The sequence below is a fragment of the Pseudomonas sp. TH04 genome (assembly GCF_016651355.1).
GTDB lineage: Bacteria > Pseudomonadota > Gammaproteobacteria > Pseudomonadales > Pseudomonadaceae > Aquipseudomonas > Aquipseudomonas fluorescens.
This window is the reverse complement of record NZ_JAEKEA010000001.1, coordinates 5,042,455-5,063,384: the sequence shown is the minus strand read 5'-3', so window position 1 is coordinate 5,063,384 and position 20,930 is coordinate 5,042,455. Positions and strand designations below refer to the sequence as shown.

At 60.9% G+C, this 20,930-nt stretch carries 13 protein-coding genes, 1 tRNA gene and 1 riboswitch; of the genes, 2 read left to right on the top strand and 12 right to left on the bottom strand.

What is annotated here, in order from left to right:
• Positions 1-59: 59 nt before the first annotated feature.
• The 5 genes from JFT85_RS22810 to ltaE form a co-directional block, all read right to left on the bottom strand.
• Positions 60-150 (bottom strand) — tRNA-Ser (locus JFT85_RS22810).
• Between the two features lie 62 nt (positions 151-212).
• On the bottom strand, positions 213-401 hold the full coding sequence (gene csrA / locus JFT85_RS22805; RefSeq protein ID WP_003175645.1) for a carbon storage regulator CsrA: 189 nt from the start codon (positions 399-401) through the stop codon (positions 213-215).
• 174 nt (positions 402-575) lie between these two features.
• The gene (locus tag JFT85_RS22800) at positions 576-1,817 is read right to left on the bottom strand and encodes an aspartate kinase (protein WP_053257610.1); all 1,242 of its coding nucleotides are present in this window, start codon (positions 1,815-1,817) and stop codon (positions 576-578) included.
• A 96-nt stretch (positions 1,818-1,913) separates the two neighbouring features.
• A complete protein-coding gene (gene alaS, locus JFT85_RS22795; protein ID WP_053257611.1) occupies positions 1,914-4,532 on the bottom strand; it encodes an alanine--tRNA ligase in 2,619 nt (872 codons plus the stop codon).
• A gap of 146 nt (positions 4,533-4,678) precedes the next feature.
• Positions 4,679-5,683: a low-specificity L-threonine aldolase gene (gene ltaE, locus JFT85_RS22790; protein WP_201230449.1), complete on the bottom strand. Its 1,005-nt coding sequence runs from the start codon at positions 5,681-5,683 to the stop codon at positions 4,679-4,681.
• 190 nt (positions 5,684-5,873) lie between these two features.
• Positions 5,874-6,043, top strand: a riboswitch (FMN riboswitch).
• Positions 6,044-6,156: 113 nt separating this feature from the next.
• Between ltaE and JFT85_RS22785 the strand changes: the two genes are divergently transcribed.
• Complete coding sequence (locus JFT85_RS22785; RefSeq protein ID WP_003233516.1) at positions 6,157-6,666, top strand: 6,7-dimethyl-8-ribityllumazine synthase; 510 nt, start codon at positions 6,157-6,159, stop codon at positions 6,664-6,666.
• Between the two features lie 161 nt (positions 6,667-6,827).
• Here JFT85_RS22785 and astE read toward each other — a convergent pair whose 3' ends face one another.
• The 7 genes from astE to JFT85_RS22750 form a co-directional block, all read right to left on the bottom strand.
• Entirely contained in the window at positions 6,828-7,832 is a 1,005-nt protein-coding gene (gene astE / locus JFT85_RS22780; RefSeq protein ID WP_201230447.1) for a succinylglutamate desuccinylase, read from the bottom strand.
• Positions 7,833-7,843: 11 nt separating this feature from the next.
• Entirely contained in the window at positions 7,844-8,134 is a 291-nt protein-coding gene (locus tag JFT85_RS22775) for a hypothetical protein (RefSeq protein WP_003214319.1), read from the bottom strand.
• Positions 8,135-8,172: 38 nt separating this feature from the next.
• Positions 8,173-9,519 carry an N-succinylarginine dihydrolase gene (gene astB / locus JFT85_RS22770; protein ID WP_201230445.1) on the bottom strand — a complete coding sequence of 449 codons (1,347 nt, stop codon included), beginning with the start codon at positions 9,517-9,519 and terminating at the stop codon, positions 8,173-8,175.
• Between the two features lie 175 nt (positions 9,520-9,694).
• Positions 9,695-11,164 (bottom strand): succinylglutamate-semialdehyde dehydrogenase, encoded by a 1,470-nt coding sequence (gene astD, locus JFT85_RS22765; RefSeq protein ID WP_171902635.1) that lies wholly within the window; start codon positions 11,162-11,164, stop codon positions 9,695-9,697.
• Entirely contained in the window at positions 11,161-12,186 is a 1,026-nt protein-coding gene (astA, locus tag JFT85_RS22760; protein ID WP_069552896.1) for an arginine N-succinyltransferase, read from the bottom strand. Before astA ends, astD begins: the two co-directional genes overlap by 4 nt.
• A 51-nt stretch (positions 12,187-12,237) precedes the next feature.
• Positions 12,238-13,257, bottom strand: a complete 1,020-nt coding sequence (gene aruF, locus JFT85_RS22755; protein ID WP_053257617.1) for an arginine/ornithine succinyltransferase subunit alpha — start codon at positions 13,255-13,257, stop codon at positions 12,238-12,240.
• Between the two features lie 246 nt (positions 13,258-13,503).
• Positions 13,504-14,724, bottom strand: a complete 1,221-nt coding sequence (locus JFT85_RS22750; RefSeq protein ID WP_053257618.1) for an aspartate aminotransferase family protein — start codon at positions 14,722-14,724, stop codon at positions 13,504-13,506.
• Between the two features lie 298 nt (positions 14,725-15,022).
• Between JFT85_RS22750 and JFT85_RS22745 the strand changes: the two genes are divergently transcribed.
• Positions 15,023-20,929, top strand: a complete 5,907-nt coding sequence (locus tag JFT85_RS22745; protein ID WP_201230443.1) for a leucine-rich repeat domain-containing protein — start codon at positions 15,023-15,025, stop codon at positions 20,927-20,929.
• Position 20,930 lies beyond the last annotated feature (1 nt).

The window sequence follows — 20,930 nt, the reverse complement described above, 5'->3', positions numbered from 1 at the left end:
TTTCGAGTATTTTCAACAACTTACCGAAAAAACCAGATTGCAACGTACTAAGCAAATAATGGCGGAGAACGGGGGATTCGAACCCCCGACACCCTTTTGAGGTGTACTCCCTTAGCAGGGGAGCGCCTTCGGCCACTCGGCCAGCTCTCCGCAACACGGGGCGTATATTAACCACGTTCATCCCCGTTTGCAAACATAAAAAACGATAAAAATTAAAGGCTTGGTTCTTCGTCCTTCTCTTTCTTGATCCGCAGGTAGATTTCCTCGCGGTGGACAGCTACCTCTTTCGGAGCGTTAACCCCGATACGTACTTGATTGCCTTTGACGCCGAGCACGGTCACGGTGATTTCGCCATCACCGATAATCAGGCTTTCTGCGCACCGACGAGTCAGAATCAGCATAGCTTTCACCTCACGCATTTCAGTTCAGGAACAACAGTCTGCAAAAAAAAGGCGTTCGACCTACAACCTGATGGCCATAGCCCTAACGACCTAAGTATTGTCGAGCGCACGCAAAAGACCATGCGCTCCACAAAAAATGAAAGGCGCGGTATACCGCGCCTTCCTGGTATCGCCTCACTCGCCCGGTCGGGCCGGAGCGTCCAGCTCAAAAGCGGTATGCAACGCGCGCACAGCCAGCTCCAGGTACTTCTCTTCGATCACCACCGAGACTTTGATTTCCGAGGTGGAGATCATCTGGATGTTGATGCTTTCCTTGGCCAGCGCCCCGAACATACGGCTGGCAACACCGGCATGGGAACGCATGCCGACACCCACGATCGACACCTTGGCAATCTTGATATCCCCGATCACTTCACGCGCGCCAATCTGGCTCGCGGTGTTCTCCAGGATCTTGTGGGCCGCATCGTACTCGTTGCGGTGCACGGTGAAGGTGAAATCGGTGGTGTTATCGTGCGAAACGTTCTGCACGATCATGTCGACTTCAACATTCGCGTCGCTGATAGGCCCGAGAATCTTGAAAGCCACGCCCGGGGTGTCTGGCACGCCACGGATCGTCAGCTTGGCTTCATCGCGGTTGAAAGCGATGCCGGAAATGATCGGCTGTTCCATGGATTCCTCTTCATCAATAGTAATGAGGGTGCCCGGACCCTCTTTGAAGCTGTGCAATACGCGCAGCGGAACGTTGTACTTGCCGGCGAACTCCACCGCGCGGATCTGCAACACCTTGGACCCGAGGCTGGCCATTTCCAGCATCTCTTCAAAGGTGATCTTGTCCAGACGCTGGGCCACGGACACCACACGCGGGTCGGTGGTGTACACACCGTCCACATCGGTATAGATCTGGCATTCATCCGCCTTGAGAGCCGCTGCCAGCGCCACGCCGGTAGTGTCCGAACCACCACGACCGAGGGTGGTGATGTTGCCCTGCTCATCCACACCCTGGAAGCCCGCTACAACTACCACGCGCCCGGCTTTCAGATCTGTGCGGATTTTCTGATCGTCGATCTGCAGGATGCGCGCCTTGGTATGCGCACTGTCGGTCAGGATGCGTACCTGGCTGCCAGTGTAGGACACGGCCGGCACACCACGCTTGTTCAGCGCCATGGCCAGCAATGCGATGGTCACCTGCTCGCCGGTGGACACAATCACATCCAACTCACGCGGCAGTGGCTGTTGATCACCACTGATTGCCTTGGCCAGTTCGATCAGGCGATTGGTCTCGCCGCTCATGGCCGACAGCACCACCACCAGGTCGTCGCCGGCATCGCGGAATTTCTTAACCTTGTCGGCGACCTGCTCGATTCTTTCGACAGAGCCGACCGAGGTGCCTCCAAATTTCTGTACGATCAAAGCCATTTCTAAGCCGCCTCAGCCCGTAAAGGGGCGCCCAATAAACAATCTTCCAGCAACCGAACAAGCCCATGACTAGACCATGGGCCGGTTAACAGCGCCTTAAATGCCAGCCTCGACGAACGGCACGGTCAGAGCCAGGGCCGCGTCCAGGGCACCGGCGTCTACACCACCGCCTTGCGCCATGTCCGGACGACCACCGCCCTTCCCGCCCACTGCCGCGGCGGCTTGCTTCATCAAATCACCGGCCTTGAGTTGGCCAGTCAGGTCTTTGGTTACACCGGCAACCAGAACGACCTTTTCCTCATGGACACCGCCGAGCAGGATCACTGCGCGGCCGAGCTTGTTCTTCAACTGATCGACCAAGGCCAACAGCGCCTTGCCATCCTGACCGTCCAGGCGCACCGCGAGGACTTTCACACCTTTAACGTCCAGAGCCGCAGCCGACAGATCGTCGCCCGCCGCGCTGGCCGCCTTGGCCTGCAACTGCTCCAGCTGTTTCTCCAGCGCACGGTTGCGCTCCAGAACGGCCGACAGTTTGTCGATCAGGTTGTCGCGGCTGCCCTTGACCAGGCCGGCCGCTTCCTTGAGTTGTTCTTCAGCCGCATTGAGGTAGGCCAGGGCCGCAGCGCCGGTCACCGCCTCAATACGACGCACGCCGGACGCCACACCGCCTTCGCTGAGGATTTTCAGCAGGCCGATGTCGCCGGTGCGGCTGGCGTGGATACCGCCACACAGCTCCACGGAGAAGCTGCCGCCCATGCTCAGTACGCGCACATCGTCGCCGTACTTCTCGCCAAACAGCGCCATGGCGCCTTTTTTCTTGGCGGTCTCGATATCGGTTTCTTCGGTTTCCACCGGCGTGTTCTTGCGAATTTCAGCGTTGACGATGTCTTCCAGCGCCTTGATCTGCTCAGGCTTGATCGCTTCAAAGTGGCTGAAGTCAAAACGCAGGCGCTGGCTATCGACCAACGACCCCTTCTGCTGCACATGCTCACCCAGTACCTGACGCAGCGCGGCGTGCAGCAAGTGAGTGGCCGAATGGTTCAGAGCGGTTGCATGCCGTACGTCGGCATCGACCTGCGTATCGACCGGCGCACCGACCGTCAAGTTACCGAGTACCAGCACGCCGTGATGCAGGAATGCACCGCCGGTCTTGGTGGTATCGCGCACTTCAAAACGACCCGACGTCGAGCTCAGGAAACCACAATCACCCACCTGGCCACCGGACTCGGCGTAGAACGGCGTCTGGTCAAGCACCACCACCGCTGCCTCGCCTTCATTCAACACGTCGACCGACTTACCGTCTTTATACAGGGCAACGATCTTGGCCGAACCCACAGTTGCCTGGTAGCCGATGAACTCGGTGGGCACATCGACCTTGACCAAGGTGTTGTAGTCCAGGCCAAAGGAGCTGGCCGAACGGGCACGTACACGCTGGGCCTCCATCTCACGCTCAAAACCGGCCTCATCGACGGTCAGCTCACGCTCACGGGCGATGTCGGCGGTCAGGTCCATCGGGAAACCGTAGGTGTCATACAGCTTGAACACCACGTCGCCCGGCACCACGGTGCCTTTGAGCTCGGCCAGGTCCTGCTCCAGAATCTTCAAGCCGTGCTCCAGGGTCTTGGAGAACTGCTCTTCTTCAGCCTTGAGCACGCGCTCGATGTTGGCCTGCTGCTGCTTGAGTTCCGGGAAGGCATCGCCCATCTCGGCCACCAGCGCGGCAACGATTTTGTAGAAGAAGCTACCGGTCGCACCCAGCTTGTTACCGTGGCGGCAGGCGCGACGGATGATACGGCGCAACACGTAACCGCGACCTTCGTTCGACGGCAGTACACCGTCAGCGATCAGGAAGCTGCAGGAACGGATATGGTCCGACACTACCTTGAGCGAAGACTGGTTGTCGTTGGCGCAACCAATGGCTGCGGCCGAAGCGCTCAGCAGGTTGGTGAACAGGTCGATTTCGTAGTTGGAGTGAACGTGCTGCATCACCGCACTGATCCGCTCCAGGCCCATGCCGGTGTCAACCGACGGCGCCGGCAGCGGGTGCAACACGCCATCGGCGGTGCGGTTGAACTGCATGAACACGTTGTTCCAGATTTCAATGTAACGGTCGCCATCTTCTTCCGGCGAGCCGGGTGGGCCGCCCCAGATGTCGGCGCCGTGATCGTAGAAAATCTCGGTGCAGGGGCCGCACGGGCCGGTATCGCCCATGGTCCAGAAGTTGTCGGATGCGTAGGGCGCGCCCTTGTTATCGCCGATGCGGATCATGCGCTCGACCGGTACGCCGACTTCTTTGGTCCAGATGTCATACGCTTCGTCGTCCGTCGCGTAGACGGTGACCCACAGCTTTTCCTTGGGCAGCTTCAACACGCCGGTCAGGAAGGTCCAGGCGAACGTAATCGCGTCTTTCTTGAAATAGTCGCCGAAGCTGAAGTTACCCAGCATCTCGAAAAAAGTGTGGTGACGAGCGGTGTAGCCGACGTTTTCCAGGTCGCTGTTCTTGCCGCCGGCGCGTACGCACTTCTGGCTGCTGGTCGCGCGGGTATAAGCGCGCTTTTCCTGGCCCAGGAAGCAGTCCTTGAACTGGTTCATCCCCGCGTTAGTGAACAGCAGGGTTGGGTCGTTGCCTGGGATCAAGGAGCTGGAGGCTACACGGGTGTGACCTTGCTCTTCGAAGAAGCGAAGGAAGGCTTCACGGATTTCTGCGCTTTTCATTAGGTTCTTCCACGGAGTCTGAGGCCAAAGGCCAGTGCGCAACATCATCAGACGGAGCGACGGCAAAGGGCCGCATTATATCGGCCCTTTGCCAGTGGTACAGCGTGTTTATGTGATAGAAACAGTCAATTAGACGGTCTGCACTGTCATTTTCGGGAAAACTCGACAAATGTCTGCACGACCTGCTCGATCTGCGCCCGGCTGACGTCCAGATGAGTGACCATGCGCAGGCGCGGCGCGGCGCTCAACTTGATCCCGCGCTCGGCAGCAAACGCCTTCAAGGCCTGAGCCTGGTCGCCGATCTGCACGTACACCATGTTGGTCTGAACCGGCTCCACCGCGTAACCGGCCTGGCGCAACGCATCCCCCAGCCATTGGGCATTGGCGTGGTCATCGGCCAGGCGCTGCACCTGATGATCCAGCGCATACAGCCCCGCTGCCGCCAGGGAACCGGCCTGACGCATACCGCCGCCGACCATCTTGCGCAAGCGACGCGCCTTGGCGATCAAGGCCGTGGAACCGCACAACACCGAACCCACCGGCGCACCCAGGCCTTTGGACAGGCACACCGACACGGAATCGAAATGCTGGGCAATCTCCCGCTCCGGCACGCCAAGCTTGACCGCCGCGTTATAAATACGCGCGCCATCCAGATGCAGCGCAAGGCCGTGTGCCTGCGTGAACGCACGCGCCTTCGCCAGGTACTCCAGCGGCAGCACCTTGCCCTGCATGGTGTTTTCCAGCGCCAGCAGGCGGGTGCGCGCGAAGTGGAAGTCATCGGGTTTGATCGCCGCCAACACCTGGTCCAGGTCAAGGCAGCCGTCTGCCTGCACCTCCAGCGGCTGCGGCTGGATCGAACCGAGGACGGCCGCGCCGCCGCCTTCATATTTGTAGGTATGGGCTTGTTGCCCGACGATGTATTCCTCGCCGCGTTCACAGTGGGCCATCAACGCCAGCAAGTTGCTCATGGTGCCGGTGGGCACGAACAACGCCGCCTCGAAGCCCAGGCGCTCGGCCAACTCGGCCTCCAAATGGTTGACGCTGGGGTCTTCGCCGTAGACATCGTCGCCGCTGACGGCAGTGGCCATCGCGTCGAGCATGCCGGGGGTGGGTTGGGTCACGGTGTCGCTACGCAGGTCGATCACAGACATGAAACAAGCCTCTAACGGGTGTGTAAGTTCCTTTTATGGCTGATTACTGCGGGTAAAGCCACGGAATATCAAGCCCCCATCAGCTTCAATCGAATACCAACCAAACAAACCGATATAGGTTATCGATAAGGCGATCGTGCAGTTTTTGAAAAACCATGTTAAAAACTCTCCGCCGCCAGGGTTCTGGCGGCAACGTTCTCAGGGCGGGGTGTAATTCCCCACCGGCGGTAATTGCACGCAACGTGCATAGCCCGCGAGCGCTTGGCGCCTTGAACTGCTCACGCAGGTCGGCGGCAAGGTCAGCAGACCCGGTGTGATCCCGGGGCCGACGGTCATAGTCCGGATGAAGAGAGAACGGGATTGGCACCTAAGGGCCGCGCGCCGTATTCATGCTTGCATGACGCGGCTGTTCGTACCCTTAAATCCCATTCGATTCATAACGCCCTGTTTTTTTCTTAAACAGGAGTCAGAACATGCAACCCACCGCAATCGACAGCAAAAGCAAAAACCACCACGGCGAGCGCGTCGCGTTTATCCAGGCCTGCTGGCACAAGGATATTGTCGACCAATCCCGTAAAGGCTTCCTCGCCGAAATGATCGCCCAGGGCTACCAGGAATCGGACATCGATTTCTTCGAAGTCGGCGGCGCCTTTGAAATGCCCCTGCACGCCAAGCTGCTGGCCAAGACTGGCCGTTACGCCGGTATCGTTGCCGCCGCGCTGGTGGTGGACGGCGGCATCTACCGTCACGAATTCGTCGCCCAGTCCGTCGTCAGCGGCCTGATGCAGGTTCAGCTGGAAACCGAAGTGCCGGTGTTCTCGGTGTCCCTGACCCCGCACCATTTCCACGCCGGCAGCGAACACCACACGTTCTTCTACGAGCACTTCGTGCACAAGGGCCAGGAAGCTGCGCGCACCTGCGCCGACACCCTGCACAAGGTCCGCGCGATCCGTCGCAGTGAGCCACGGGCCGTAGCCGTTTAAGCAACACCGCAAACTAATGTGGGAGGGGCTTGTGTGGGAGTCGGGCTTGCCCGCGATGCAGTCACCTCGGTGTGTCAGCCACACCGCGGTGATGCTATCGCAGGCAAGCCAGCTCCCACACAAGCCCGCTCCCAGCTGTAGAGCCGGTTAAGCCTGAAGATTTACGCCAACCCGGCATCCGTGGTCGGCACGATCAATATCCCCGCGCGCAAACCATTCTTCACCTTCGGGTTCGGGAAGATGATGCGGGCGCCCTCCTCCTCGATTACCCAACGGGTCTTGGCCACGTCTTCGGCCAGCAGATACCCCTTCGCCAACGGCGAAAAGTTTTCCACGTCCGCCGGTAAATGCAGCAGGAATGCATCGCTGTGCTTGATGACTTCCCGGGACACGGCAAACAGCTGCAAGCCATCCAGGCTCTCGGTCTCGGGCTCGGTGCCCTCGATGATCTGCTTGAGCCGGGTTTCCAGGCGGGACACATCCACGCCCTGGTTATGCCCGAACGGCCGCGCCTTGCCCAGTTCCAGCGTGAAGGCTTCGGCCTCCAACTGCTCGTAGGTAAACGCCGTAAAGGTGATGGAGGTCTTGCTCTGCAGCAGCACAGCCTGCATGCCGGCAGCGCACAGACGCGCCAGTTCGTGGCGCGAATGGCGTCGCCCGTCTTTCCACGGGTACAGCGCAAACTGCTCGATCTTCGAACCGCGAATGGCGGTGTGCAGGTCGTAATGCAGGCGCGAACGGCCGGAAAGGCTGAAAAAGGTGCGGGCCAGTTGCTCAAGCTCGGCGGCGCGCATGGCCTCCGGGCCGATGTTTTGTTCATGACGGCCGTTGAACAGCCGGTTGACGTCCAATTCCAGGTAACGCTCGCCGCGGCGCATGGCCTCGGGGTTACCGAACAAGAACAGAATACGGGCGCGGGGTTTGATCTCCCCACGGGCGATGCCATGCAACAGGCGGTCGAGCAGTTCGATCGGCGCCGTTTCGTTGCCATGGATGCCGGATGACAGCAGCACGTCGCTGCCGTTGTCCAAGGCCTGCGGCGGGCGCACTTCAAGTGCGCCCTCGCTGAGCCAGCGCATCTGCACGCCGTCGACAGTCAGTTGAATTTTTTGCGCCGGTTCACGACCGGCGAGGGTCAGTTCAAGCAATTTGCCGAGGGCGAGCATAAGCAGCTTCCTTAGTGGTTGCAGCCTGGGCCGTGGACGTGATCGTCGTCGTCACCTTCGACGTCGGCCGGTTCCATTTCCAGTTGCAGGCTCATCAGGTTGGTCGCCAATGGGCGCATCAGCAGGTTGGCGTACTCGGCGTCGCCTTCTTCCACATCCACACCGATCAACAGTTGGCCACGGCCATCGTGCTGGATCCAGATTTCCTTGCCCTGCCACACCACGGCGACGCGGGTGCAGGAAGTTTCCAGCTGGGTGCCGTCGGTGTCTTCAAGGATCAGTTTCAGGGTGTCGGTGGTCATAAAATAGTTCTCAGCCCTAGGGTGTAAAAAGAGGTGCGTTAATTGATCTGGAAAGGGTAAACCGAGCCCAGTTTAAGGATTTGCGTCAGTTCATCCAGTGCCGTCCGGCACTCAAGCAGCAACTGCGGGTCAGCCAGGTCGGTTTCACGCAGGCTGTCGCGGTAGTGCTTGTCGACCCATTGGGTCAGCGTGTCGTACAACGGCGCCGTCATGATAACGCCTGGATTCACCGCCGCCAGTTCCGTTTCGTTCAACGCCACACGCAAGCGCAGGCACGCCGGGCCACCGCCGTTCTGCATGCTTTGCTTGAGGTCGAAGACGTTTACTTCGCGGATCAGCCCACCGGACGCCGTCAGGCCTTGCAGGTACTGCCAGACGCGCTCGTTGGCGCGGCACTCTTCCGGAACGATCAGCAGCATCGAGCCGTCGGCGCGGGTCAGCAACTGGCTGTTGAACAGGTAGGACCGCACTGCATCTTCGACACTGACTTGAGCGCGCGGTACGCACACCGACTGGAAGTTGCCGCCCAGTTTGCCCAACTTGCCGTGCAACTCGGCGAGCATCTGCTCGGTGTTGAGGAAGGCGTCCTCGTGATAGAACAGCACCTCGCCGTTGCCCACCGCAATCACGTCGTTGTGGAACACACCGGCATCGATCACTGACGGGTTCTGCTGGGCGTAGACCACGCCGTAGTCCTTCAAGCCGTGCAAGCGCGCGACGGCCTGGGAGGCTTCAAGGGTCTGGCGCGCCGGGTATTTCTGCGGGGCCGGGTAACGGGTGTCGAACGCACTGCGACCAAACACGAAGAACTCGACACCGGCTTCGCCATAGTCACGGCAGAAACGCGTGTGGTTGGCTGCGCCTTCGTCGCCGAACTGCGCCACCGCCGGCAACGCGGCGTGGTGGGCAAAGTGCTTCTGGTCGGCGAACATCGCCCCCAGCACGCGGCTGGTGGTCGGGTGTTCGATGCTGCGGTGGTATTTGCAGTTGAGGTTGGCGGCGGTGAAATGCACGCGGCCATCTGCCGTATCGGCGCTCGGGCTGACGGTGGCGGCGTTGGCCACCCACATGCTCGATGCCGAGCAACTGGCAACCAGCAGCGGCATGGCGTGCTTGGCTGCCTGCTGGATCACCTGAGCGTCGGTGCCGCTGAAACCGAGGTTACGCAAGGCGCCCACGTCAGGTCGTTCCTGCGGCGCGAGCACGCCTTGCACAAAGCCCATGTCCATCAGGGCTTTCATTTTTTGCAGGCCCTGCAACGCCGCTTCCTTGGGGTTCGAAGACTGCTGGCTGTTGCTCTGGGACGCGACGTTGCCGTAGGACAAACCGCCGTAGTTATGGGTCGGCCCCACTAGACCGTCAAAATTGACTTCATAGGATTTCATCGGCGAGGCTCCACGAACATCTGTTTTTATAGGCATCTGGTGCAGATCTATAGCTGTAAACCCATTCAACTGTGGGAGCTGGCGTGCCTGCGATCCAGGCGACTCGGTCTTTCAGTAAAACCGAGGTGAGGCTATCGCAGGCAAGCCAGCTCCCACATTTAGATCAGTGTCAGCTTCACTTCAGCGTTATACCTGGCGTCAGCGTGGCTGGAACCACCAGGCTCGGCGTTTCCAGGGACGCCACCGGGTACGCGCAATAATCCGCGGCGTAATAGGCACTGGCGCGGTGGTTGCCCGAGGCGCCCACACCGCCGAACGGCGCGGTGCTGGCGGCGCCGGTCAACTGTTTGTTCCAGTTGACGATACCGGCACGGCTTTCCAGCCAGAACTGCTGGTAGCGCGCTTCGGAGTCGGACAACAAGCCCGCAGCCAGGCCGTACTGGGTGTTGTTGGCCTCGGCAATCGCCCCGGCAAAATCAGCGTAGCGGACCACCTGCAACAGTGGGCCGAACAGTTCTTCATCTGCGCGCTCGGCCACACCGGTCACGTCGATGATGCCAGGGGTCAGCAGCGCGGCCTGAGCCTGCGGCTGGGTCATTTCCAACAGCGCCACCGCGCCATTGGCCAGCATCTGCGCCTGGGCGTCCATCAAGGCTTTGGCCGCGCCAAGGGAAATCACCGAGCCCATGAACGGCGCTGGCTGCTGATCGAACGCGCCGACTGCAATCGTCGCGCTGACCGCCACCAGGCGCGCCAGCAACGCATCGCCCCAGGCGCCTTGCGGCACCAGCAAGCGGCGTGCACAGGTGCAACGCTGGCCGGCAGAAATAAACGCCGACTGGATGATGGTGTAGACCGCCGCATCCACGTCGGCCACTTCGTCGACGACCAGCGGGTTGTTGCCGCCCATTTCCAGGGCCAGGATCTTGTCCGGGCGCCCGGAGAACTGCTGATGCAGGTGGTTGCCGGTGCGGCTCGAACCGGTAAAGAACAACCCGTCGATGCCCGGGTTGGCCGCCAGCGCGATGCCGGTTTCCCGCGCGCCTTGCAACAGGTTAAGCACACCCGCCGGCAAACCGGCTTCGATCCAGCATTGCACGGTCAGCTCAGCGACTTTTGGGGTCAGCTCGCTCGGCTTGAACAGCACGGTGTTACCCGCCAGCAACGCCGGGACGATATGCCCGTTCGGCAAGTGGCCAGGGAAGTTGTATGGGCCGAACACCGCCACCACGCCGTGGGGTTTGTGGCGCAACACAGCGGTGGCATCGCCCAGCGGGCCGCTCTTTTCGCCGGTACGTTCACGGTAGCTTTGCACCGAAATGGCAATCTTGTTGGCCATGCTGGTGACTTCGGTGGCCGATTCCCAGAGTGGCTTGCCGGTTTCCTCACCGATGCAACGGGCGATCTCATCCGCGCGGCGTTTCAAGGTGGCGGCGAAGGCTTCCAGCACGCTGATGCGCTCTTCCAACGGGCGCCGCGCCCAGCCCGGGAATGCCTGGCGTGCAGCCTGCACGGCGGACTCGACCTGCTCGGCGGTGGCGCCATTACCGGCCCACAGCACCTGCTGGGTCACCGGGTTGCGCGATTCAAACAGCTCACCCTGGCCGGCCAGCCAGCTACCTGCGATGTACAGCGAATTCATTATTTCGACTCCCGAGCAGCAGACAACGGAACAGCACGCACTTGATCACCCACCACCAGTTGCAGGCGCTTGGCGGTCAACAGATCGACCACCAGCGTGCCTGCCGCCAGACGGGCCGGTGCGGCGGTAATGCGGCACTCCTCGCGCTTGCGGTTATGGATCAGGAACGGCGTGGCGTCGTCCCCCGGCGTGCCGATGGCCAACACCAGCGACTGGCTGTCGCGCACCGCACGGATTTTACTGGTCTCACATTCCACCGCCGGGCCGGCGTCAAAGATGTCAACGTAGCCCTGGTAGCTGAAACCTTCGCTCTTGAGCATGCTCAGCGCGGGTTCGGTATCCGGGTGGACCTTGCCGATCACGTTGCGCGCGTCCTCGGAAAGGAAGCAGCTGTACAGCGGAAACTTCGGCATCAGCTCGGCGATAAACGCCTTGTTGCCCACGCCAGTCAGGTAATCGGCCTGGCTGAATTCCATCTTGAAGAAGTGCCGGCCCAGGCTTTCCCAGAACGGCGAACGCCCGGCTTCGTTGGACACACCACGCATCTCGGCAATGATCTTGTTGCCGAACAGCTGCGGGAATTCAGCGATAAACAGCATGCGCGCCTTGGCCAGCATGCGGCCGTTGAGGCCGTTGCGGTAATCGGCATGCAGGAACAACGAGCACAACTCGGAATTGCCGGTGAGGTCGTTGGCCAAAAACAGCGTCGGGATCTCACGGTAGATGTTCAGCTCCTGGGAAGCGCTGACGGTCAGCCCCACCCGGAAGTTATACCAAGGCTCACGCAGGCCGACGGCACCGGCGATGGCAGAAATACCCACCACGCGGCCTTCGTCGTTTTCCAGCACGAACAGGTAGTCGGCATCACCCCGCCCGGCTTCGCCGCGAAAGGTTTTTTCCGCCCAGCCAACCCGGTGGGTCAGGCGCTCTTCGTTGGCCGGCAAGGTGGTGAGGCCGGTGCCGGTGCTGCGCGCCAGATCAATCAGGGCCGGTAAATCGCTGCTGCGTACGGGACGAACGATCATGCTATCTCCTCAAACAGGCCGCTGTTGCCAGCCACCCGCGAAACTCTGTGTTTAAACCGCAACCAGACGCACGCTGGCACCTTCACCGACGCCCAGGGCTTCAGCGGTTTGCAGGTCCAGGGTCACCGGTTTGCCGGGCGCGTAGTCCAGGTCCAGCATCACCGCGCGGTAATCCTGCAACTGCGCGTTGCTCACCAGGTACTGGCGGCCGACACCCTTGAGCATCTCGCCGATCTTCACCGGCACCACGCGGCTCTGCGCGATCGAGCGAATGCCCGAGACCCGCGCGTGCAGCGTCGGGCCGCCGTCGAAGATGTCGATGTAATGGTCGGTCTCAAAGCCTTCGCGCATCAGGATGTCGAAGGTGATCTGCGCACGCGGGTGCACCTGGCCCATGGCTTCCTGGGCTTCGTCCGGCAGCAGCGGCACATAGATCGGATAATGCGGCATCAGCTCGGCAAGGAACGTGCGGCTTTTCAGCCCGCACAGGCGCTCGGCGGCGGCGTAGTTGAGGTCGAAGAAGTTGCGGCCAATGGCGTCCCAGAACGGCGAGTCGCCGTTCTCGTCGCTGTAGCCGACAATTTCGGTCACCACCGAGTCGGCAAAGCGCTCGGGGTGGCTGGCGACGAACAACAGGCGGCCACGGGAGTTGAGTTCCGACCACGCGGACCCGACCAGCTCCGGCACCACGTAGAAACTGGTGAGCAGGCTGTTGCCGGTGAGGTCGTGGCACTGGGAAAGCACGTGAATCTTGTTGTGGATCTTCAGCTCGCGGGAGGCGTGCACGAAGGTTTCGTTACGGAAGCTGTAGAACGGCTCCGAGTAACCCGCCGACGCGACGATGGCCGAGCAGCCGGCGAGCTTGCCGGTCTCGGTGTCTTCGAGCACAAAGAAGTAGCTCTCTTCGCCGTTGAAACTGACCTCGGCCGCGAAGGACGCTTCGCTGGCGGCGATCTTGTCACTCAGGCGTTCCACATCGTCCGGCAAGGAGGTGACACCAATCGGGCTGTCCGCAGCCAGACGCTGTACCTCGCCCAGATCAGCCATTTGCGCGGGGCGCATCACCAGCATGGTGTCACTCCTTAACTCGAAAAACTCACAGGAAAAAATGCCAGGCACGCATTTGAAACCCGCGAAGGTCAAGCGTGGGAGCGGGCTTGTTCGCGAACGCGGTGGTTCAGTCACCTGTACGGTTGAATGACACACCGCGCTCGCGAGCAAGTCCGCTCCCACATTTTGATCTTCACGGCTCCAATCAAGAGGCCCGGCACAAAAATTTAGGTTCGATGCCCAATGGTTTGAGCACCGAACGGCGTATCAAGCTTGCGTCAACGTCTTCACAGCACGTTCAAAACGGTCCAGGCCTTCCTGGATGTCTGCGTCGTCCACCACCAGGCTCGGGGCGAAACGCACCACGTCGGGGCCGGCTTGCAGGATCATCAGGTTTTGCTTTTCGGCCGCGTTGAACACGTCCTTGGCCTTGCCTTTGAAGGCGTCGCTGAGCACACAACCTATCAGCAGGCCCAGGCCGCGCACTTCGGTGAAGATGCCGTATTGCTTGCCGATCTGCTCCAGGCGTGCCTTGAACAGGGCGTGCTTGGCGTTCACACCGGCCAGCACTTCTGGGGTGTTGATCACGTCGATCACCGCTTCCGCCACCGCACACGCCAGCGGGTTGCCGCCGTAGGTGGTGCCGTGAGTGCCGACCACCAAGTGCTTGGCCAGGTCTTCACGGGTGAGCATCGCCGCAATCGGGAAACCGCCGCCCAGGCTCTTGGCGCTGGTGAGGATGTCCGGCACCACGCCGTAGTGCTGGTAAGCGAACAGGTGGCCGCTGCGGCCCATGCCGGTTTGTACTTCGTCAAATACCAGCAGCGCGTTGTTCGCGTCGCACAGTTCGCGGGCGCCTTGCAGGTACGCCAGTTCGGCCGGCAATACGCCGCCTTCGCCCTGGACAGGTTCCAGCACCACGGCGCAGGTCTTGTCCGACACGGCGGCTTTCAGCGCGGCCAGGTCGTTATAAGGGACGTGAGTGATGCCGGTGATTTTAGGCCCGAAACCATCGGAGTACTTCGACTGGCCACCGACGTTAACGGTAAACAGGGTGCGGCCGTGAAAGCTGTTCAACGCCGCGATGATCTCGTACTTCTCGGTCCCGAAACGGTCGAACGCGACGCGACGGGCCAGCTTGAAGGCGGCCTCGTTGGCTTCGGCGCCGGAGTTGCAGAAGAACACGCGCTCGGCAAACGTGGCGTCGATCAGCTTATGCGCCAGGCGCAGGGCCGGCTCATTGGTGAAGACGTTGGAGACATGCCACAGCTTGTTGGCCTGCTCGGTCAGTGCACCGACCAGCGCCGGGTGGGCGTGGCCCAATACGTTAACCGCGATGCCGCCGGCAAAGTCGATCAGCTCGCGGCCGGCCTGGTCCCATACGCGCGAACCTGCGCCACGCACAGGGATAAAGGCGGCAGGTGCGTAGTTGGGAACCATGACCTGGTCGAAATCGGCACGTTGCACCGGGGCTTGCTCAACGGACATCGGAGTCTCCTGAAGAGGAACGCCTGCCTGGAACTGGCAGGCGATGCAGGGATTGTAAGGACAGTTTTCAGTGCGGCCTTGCCGCCAAGCGACAACTTCTTATAGCGCCAACCCGTGATTTTCCAGGGTTTACGCCAATGCGACAAATAGCGTCGCAATCGCGCAGTTTAAACCGTGTGCAGGCCAAGCGGCAGCGCCGTTTTCTGCCCAAGCCCGCCGTACGCTATTTATCTGTCACCGATGAGTGTGAGCCAAGTGGTCTGCTGACCAGCCATTGAACTCAAGGAGACTTCATCCCATGACACAGCTCACCCTCACGAACCCACCTACGCCTCAGCAGGACGTTCACCTCAGCCTGGTCCGCAAGGCCATTCCCGCGTGGCTGGGTACGGCTTCGCCGAGCAGGCGTGCCGCGCTCAAGGACACGGCGCCGAGCCTGCCCGCCTGGTACACAGGTCTCAACCGCCAACAGCACGCTCAACTCAGGCAACTGGTCAGCGAAGCCTGGACCGCACAAAACGCACTGGACCGGGTGATGATGCCGCTCAAGTCTGCCGAGGACTTCGCCGCCGAGGTGTTGCAACCGGCGCTCAAGCAACGCTTTGGCGTGGAACGCGATGTGCGCACCACCTTCCTGCGACTCTACGTGCCCACCTCGCTTGGCGCCGCCACCACCTGGACGGTTTCACTGCTCGACGCTGCTCTGCACAACTTTGAGGCCAGCGAAACAACCGCCGGCGCCTATGAGCCCCACTCAACGTTCATTACCAAGCCTGCGGCCCGCGGGCATTTCGAAACCCTGCCAAGTGTCGCCACCCGCCTCACCGTGCCGCAATTCACCCGACTGTGCCGCGAGCTGGACATTGGAGGCCAGTACCACACCTATCTTCGCGAATACCTGGCACTGGACAACCCGGTATCACTGGCCACCCTGAAACGTAAACAGGAGCGCTGCGAGTTTGCCCAGCTGAAAGTCGCCGCGCAGATGGCCCGCCTGAGTGGTGATGTGTCCGAGCTGCAATTTCAGCAATTGCAGACGCTGTTGACGACCCCGCAGGATTGCAAAGTGCTGCTCAGCTATGACCTGAGCATCATGTCGAGCGCACTGACCGGCATCATTCTGTTTGCCGCCGCCGACCTGGAGCGCAGCAGCACCACAGTGCCGGTGATCGCCTATATTCCAGACGACCCGCAGCAACCACTCAAGGCGTATGCATCGACACAGGCCTTTATGCAGGCGCTGAGCGACGCGCTGCGCGAACCTGAGTACCAACAGTTCTTCAGCCGCTTTGTGAACCATGGGGAGCGCGGCTACTTTTTCGCCGACCTCAGCCAACGCTTATCCCACGTTATCTGGCATCAACGACTGGCCACAGACCCGCGCCCCAGCTGGCGCGATGCGCCTATTGATAACCCCAGACTGCAGTTTTCCACCACCCGCATCACTCAGCCGCTGTTCGATTATCTGTATGAAATCAAGCTCAGCAAACTGTTCAACGACGCTCAAACCCGCGCCGTTTCCACCGCCGGAGCCGATCAAAAGGCCCGCTGGGAACGTTGGCGCCTGATCGAAAAAATCGGCACGGCGGTGCTGCAGATTGCCGCACTGGTTGCCGCGCCTTTCATACCACCTCTGGGCCTGGCGATGCTGGGCTACACCGCCTATCAACTGCTCGACGAGACTTTTGAGGGCATTCTCGATTGGGCCATGGGCCTCAGGGCCCAAGCCTTTGGGCACCTGATGTCGATACTGGAGCAGGCCGTGGAACTGGGCCTGTTCGCGGTCGGCTTGCCGATCGCCAGCGACCTGGCCCGCGAGCACCTGCCGGCCGGCGTCTGGGCATTCATCGACCGCCTGACTCCGGTGACTTCGCGGGACGGCCAAACCCGCCTGTGGCAACCGGACCTGGCACCTTATGCCCATGACCAGCCTCTGCCGCGCCAATCACAACCCGATACGCAGGGGCTGTACCATCACAATGGCCAGAGCCTCCTGGCGTTGCCCGAGCGGCACTACGCAGTGGACATCGAGCCGGGCGCCGGGCGCCACGCGCTCAAGCACCCGTCACGCGCGGACGCCTATCGCCCCAAGCTGTTTGGCAACGGCCAAGGCGCGTGGGTGACCGAACTGGACCGCCCGTTAACCTGGGACAGCACCACCTTGCTACGACGCCTTGGCCCGCAGGCTGACCTCTTCAGCGATGCTCAACTGGAACAGATACGCCATGTCAGCGGCGTCCATGACAACGCCCTGCGCCATGTGTATCTGGCTCAAAAACGCCCACCGCCCCTGCTGGCTGACACCCTCAAGCGCTTCAAGATCGACCGCGCGCTGCACGATTTCATCCAGCAGATAAGCAGCGAGGATCCGGCGGTGTACGGTTTGGCCGACGCACAAACGCAACTGTTGTTGCTGAGCAACTACGGTTTGTGGCCGGAAACCAAGACCCTGCGCGTCATCAACAACGACGGGGCGACAGTCTGGCAAGTACCGGGCAAACCCGACGCCAGTGTTGCGCAGATCCACGAAGCGCAGCTCAAAAATGGTGACCTGCTCAAGACCATCATTGAAGTGCTGGACGAGCCTGAGCGCAAAATCCTGCTGGAAGAGGAATTTGGCCAGCCCATGATCTCCGCACAGGCGCGCTCGCGAACCCTGCGACAACGGCTGGCGCGCGTGGCGCAAGAAAAACGCTTGTCACTGTTCGACTCGGCTTATCGAGGCCAGGAACTCACCACCAACCTGCAACTGACCACGCTGATCGACGCAGTGCCCGGCCTGCCCTTGAGTGCCGCCCAGGCGCTGCAGGAAATCGCGACCGCCGAGGAGCTGCAGGAAATCGACCTGGGGCGCATCCCCCAACGCCTGAAAGAACTGGCCCTTTGGGCCCGGCAGGAAACCCGGGTCGCACGCGCCTACGAAGGCTTGTACTTGAACTCGGTGGATAACCTGGACACTGACCGTCTGGCCCTGGACTCCCTGGAAAACCTGCCCAACTGGCCCGAAGGGCTGCGAATCGAGGTTAGAAATGATTCCGCCGACGGCACGCTGCGCAACGCCATCGGCGAATTGAGCGCGCCGACCCGTCGCACGCTGGTCTACTCCGACAGCGGCGGCTACACACCGCTGGACAACGGCGTCGCCTTATCGGCCAAAACGGACCTCTACACGGCCCTGCTTCAAGCCCTGCCCGACTCGGCGCGCAATGCGCTGAACATTCACATTGCCCAAGGCCCGCTGCTGCGCCAAAGCATCGCCCTGCATGCCCTGGACCGCGCGGTGCTGCGGGCCAGGCTTGCCAGCGACCCGCTGCGCAAACCCACCTACGACCCTAAAACCATGCGCCTGCTCGGTGGCATGGACGGTTATGGCCCCGCACCTGCCTCCGTAGCCGGCCAGGAGCCGACCCTGTTGGAACGGGCGCAGGATTTATTCCCGGCCTTGCGACCGGAGCAACTCAACCACATCGTGCACTCCCTTGACCAAACCGCTGGCGGCGCACTGCGCGCACTGGTGGCACTCAAGAGTGAATACCAACAGCTCGATCGCGACCTGTCGGCATGGATCACCGCCACGCCGTCCTTGGCACGCGAAACCGCTACGCCCCACGGCGCAGAAAGCGTGAGCCAGGCCAAACGTGCGCGCCAACAGTGGGCCGAAGAAATCAAACGCGCCTGGCGCCTGGAAACCGAAACCGATCAGTACTACGAGCCACCGTTGATCAACGGGCAAAAACTGGTACTGAACGGCCCCATTTCCGGCAACCCGCCGGCACTGGCGCCGTACTTCAATTTCATCTCGTACCTGGCGCTGGAAGGCGACCACAGCGCCCTGCACATTGATGGGTTTCTGACGAGGTTTCCAAACGTGCGCTTTTTGTCGGTGCGCAACGCCGCGCTGCGAGCGCTTCCCGAAGGCCTCGGCGCGATGCCAAGCCTCAATGAACTGGTACTCAGCGACTGCAACATCACCCTGACCGCGCCAGAGCAGGCGATACTCGCCTCATTGACCGCGCTGCGCTCAGTGGATTTATACAACAACCCACTCGGGCTGACGCCCAACGTCGAGCAGTTGTCCAACCTGCGTTTTCTGGACCTGAGCAACACCGGTATTACCGAACTGCCCAACGGACTTGTGCAGTGCCCGCACCTGGAAGTCGCGCTGTTGAAAGACAACCGGATTCACACGCTGCCTGCCGCCCTCTTCGAACTGCCTGCCAGCGTCAGCCATAGGTTCGACTTATCCGGCAACCCGCTGTCACGCCCTACCCTGGAACTGGTCAAAAACTACTACCGGCGCACCGGCAGCTACTTTGAAGCAGATGCAGAACCGCTGGACGTCGCCCTTGCCAAAAAGCTCTATCCGAACTTCAGCAAGGACGACATCAACCGACTGATATTCGGCATCGCCGGCAACCTGGAAATGGGCAAAATCGAACTTGTACGCCTTGAGCTTGATTACCTCACGCTCAGCGGCGACCTCGACACCTGGGCCCAGGCGCCCGGTCTCACCGCCCAGGCCCAGGCCAACCGCCGGGCGGTTCAGGACACGCTGCAAGCATGCTGGCGCAGAGAGAGCCCCCTGGATGAGCGCAGTCAAAGCGTAATCCCCACCTACGAACTCGACCTGGCAGCGCCTATCGGTGAAAAACTGCCAACACTCGCCACGCGCTTTACCGACGTGACCTCGCTGAAACTGCGCGGCGATGCGGCCCCGCTGCAGTTGGACGCGTTTTTGCAAAGCTTCCCGAACCTCGAACGACTGTCGGTCACTGACGCCGAACTAGGAGACCTACCCTCGACGATTTTCCAGCTACCGAAGCTCTCCTCATTGACCCTGCAAGACTGCGCGCTTGAGCTGTCGCCCGCCTCGATTGGCGCACTGGAACAGCTGACGACTCTGGAATACCTGGACCTGAGCAACAACCCGCTCAAGCTTATTCCCGACGTCCGCCGTATGCCCCTGCTGTCCTGGATCAGGCTGAACAACACTGGCCTGAAGGAAATACCCGCGGCGCTCATCAGCCCCACGCGCCGCCAAGTCATCAACTTAAGCCATAACGCGATCACGCAAACCCCGGCTGAACTGTTTCAACTGCCCGCCGACGCCACCAGCGCATTTGATCTGTCGGGTAATCCACTGTCACTGACCGCTCTGCAACGGATAAAAACCTACTGCCAGGCCACCGGCGAACATTTCAACGCTGATGCGCCGGCCGCGGAACACAGTCGCGTAAAGCGGCTTTATCCAACCTTTACGCCAGCCGAAGTGGATCGCTTCATCTTTACACTACCGGGGAACATGGAGGGCGTGACTGCCGAAGTGACCCGCCTGGAAACCGAATACGCCAGGCTCATTGCCGACCTGACGACGTGGGCGCTGGATGTGCCGCAACGGCATCCAGTCCTGGACATCGCACTCGACGATCACACACGCGCCGAAGAACAGATCCATCGCCTGGCCATCAAAGCGCAACTGGAAGAAGGCTGGCGTCGCGAGAGCGACGCGGATGAGCTGAATGGCGGGCAGGAGGTCACCCACAAACTGGTGATCGACACGCCCATAATTGGAGCACTGCCCGACATAAATGCGCGGTTTGAACATATCTCGCTGTTGGAAATGAGCGGCGAAGGGACCACCTCAAACGTCGAAGGCTTGCTCCAAGCATTCCCCAAACTGAAAGTTCTTTCGCTGCACAGATACACGATGGGCGACATTCCCGCCGCTATTCTGAATCAACCCCACTTGATCACGCTGAGCCTCACCGAGTGCGCAATCCGCCTGACGCCCCACAGCGCCAATGCGCTTTCCGGGATGCGCACCTTGGAGTACCTGGACTTGAGCGAAAACCCACTGGGCATCACGCCGACGGTCAGCAACCTGCACAACCTGAACACGTTGCACCTGGAAAACACTGGAATCAACCAGCCCCCAGCCGGCGTTTTCTCCCTGCCAAACTTGCGAACCGTGGACCTGAGCGAGAACCTGATAGAAGAGATCCCTTCGCACATTCTGGAAGTGAGCCCCACTTGGGACTATGACTCCGACCTTGGCGGCAACCCGCTCTCGGACGCCAGTTTAAATGTGCTCAGACAATATTATCTTCAGACGGGGAATGACCTGGGCGTGGAAGCGGCCTCCCTCGACGCCGGCGGACAGCCGCTGGTACCGCCACCAACAACCCCCGTACCGATGGAGGAGTAAA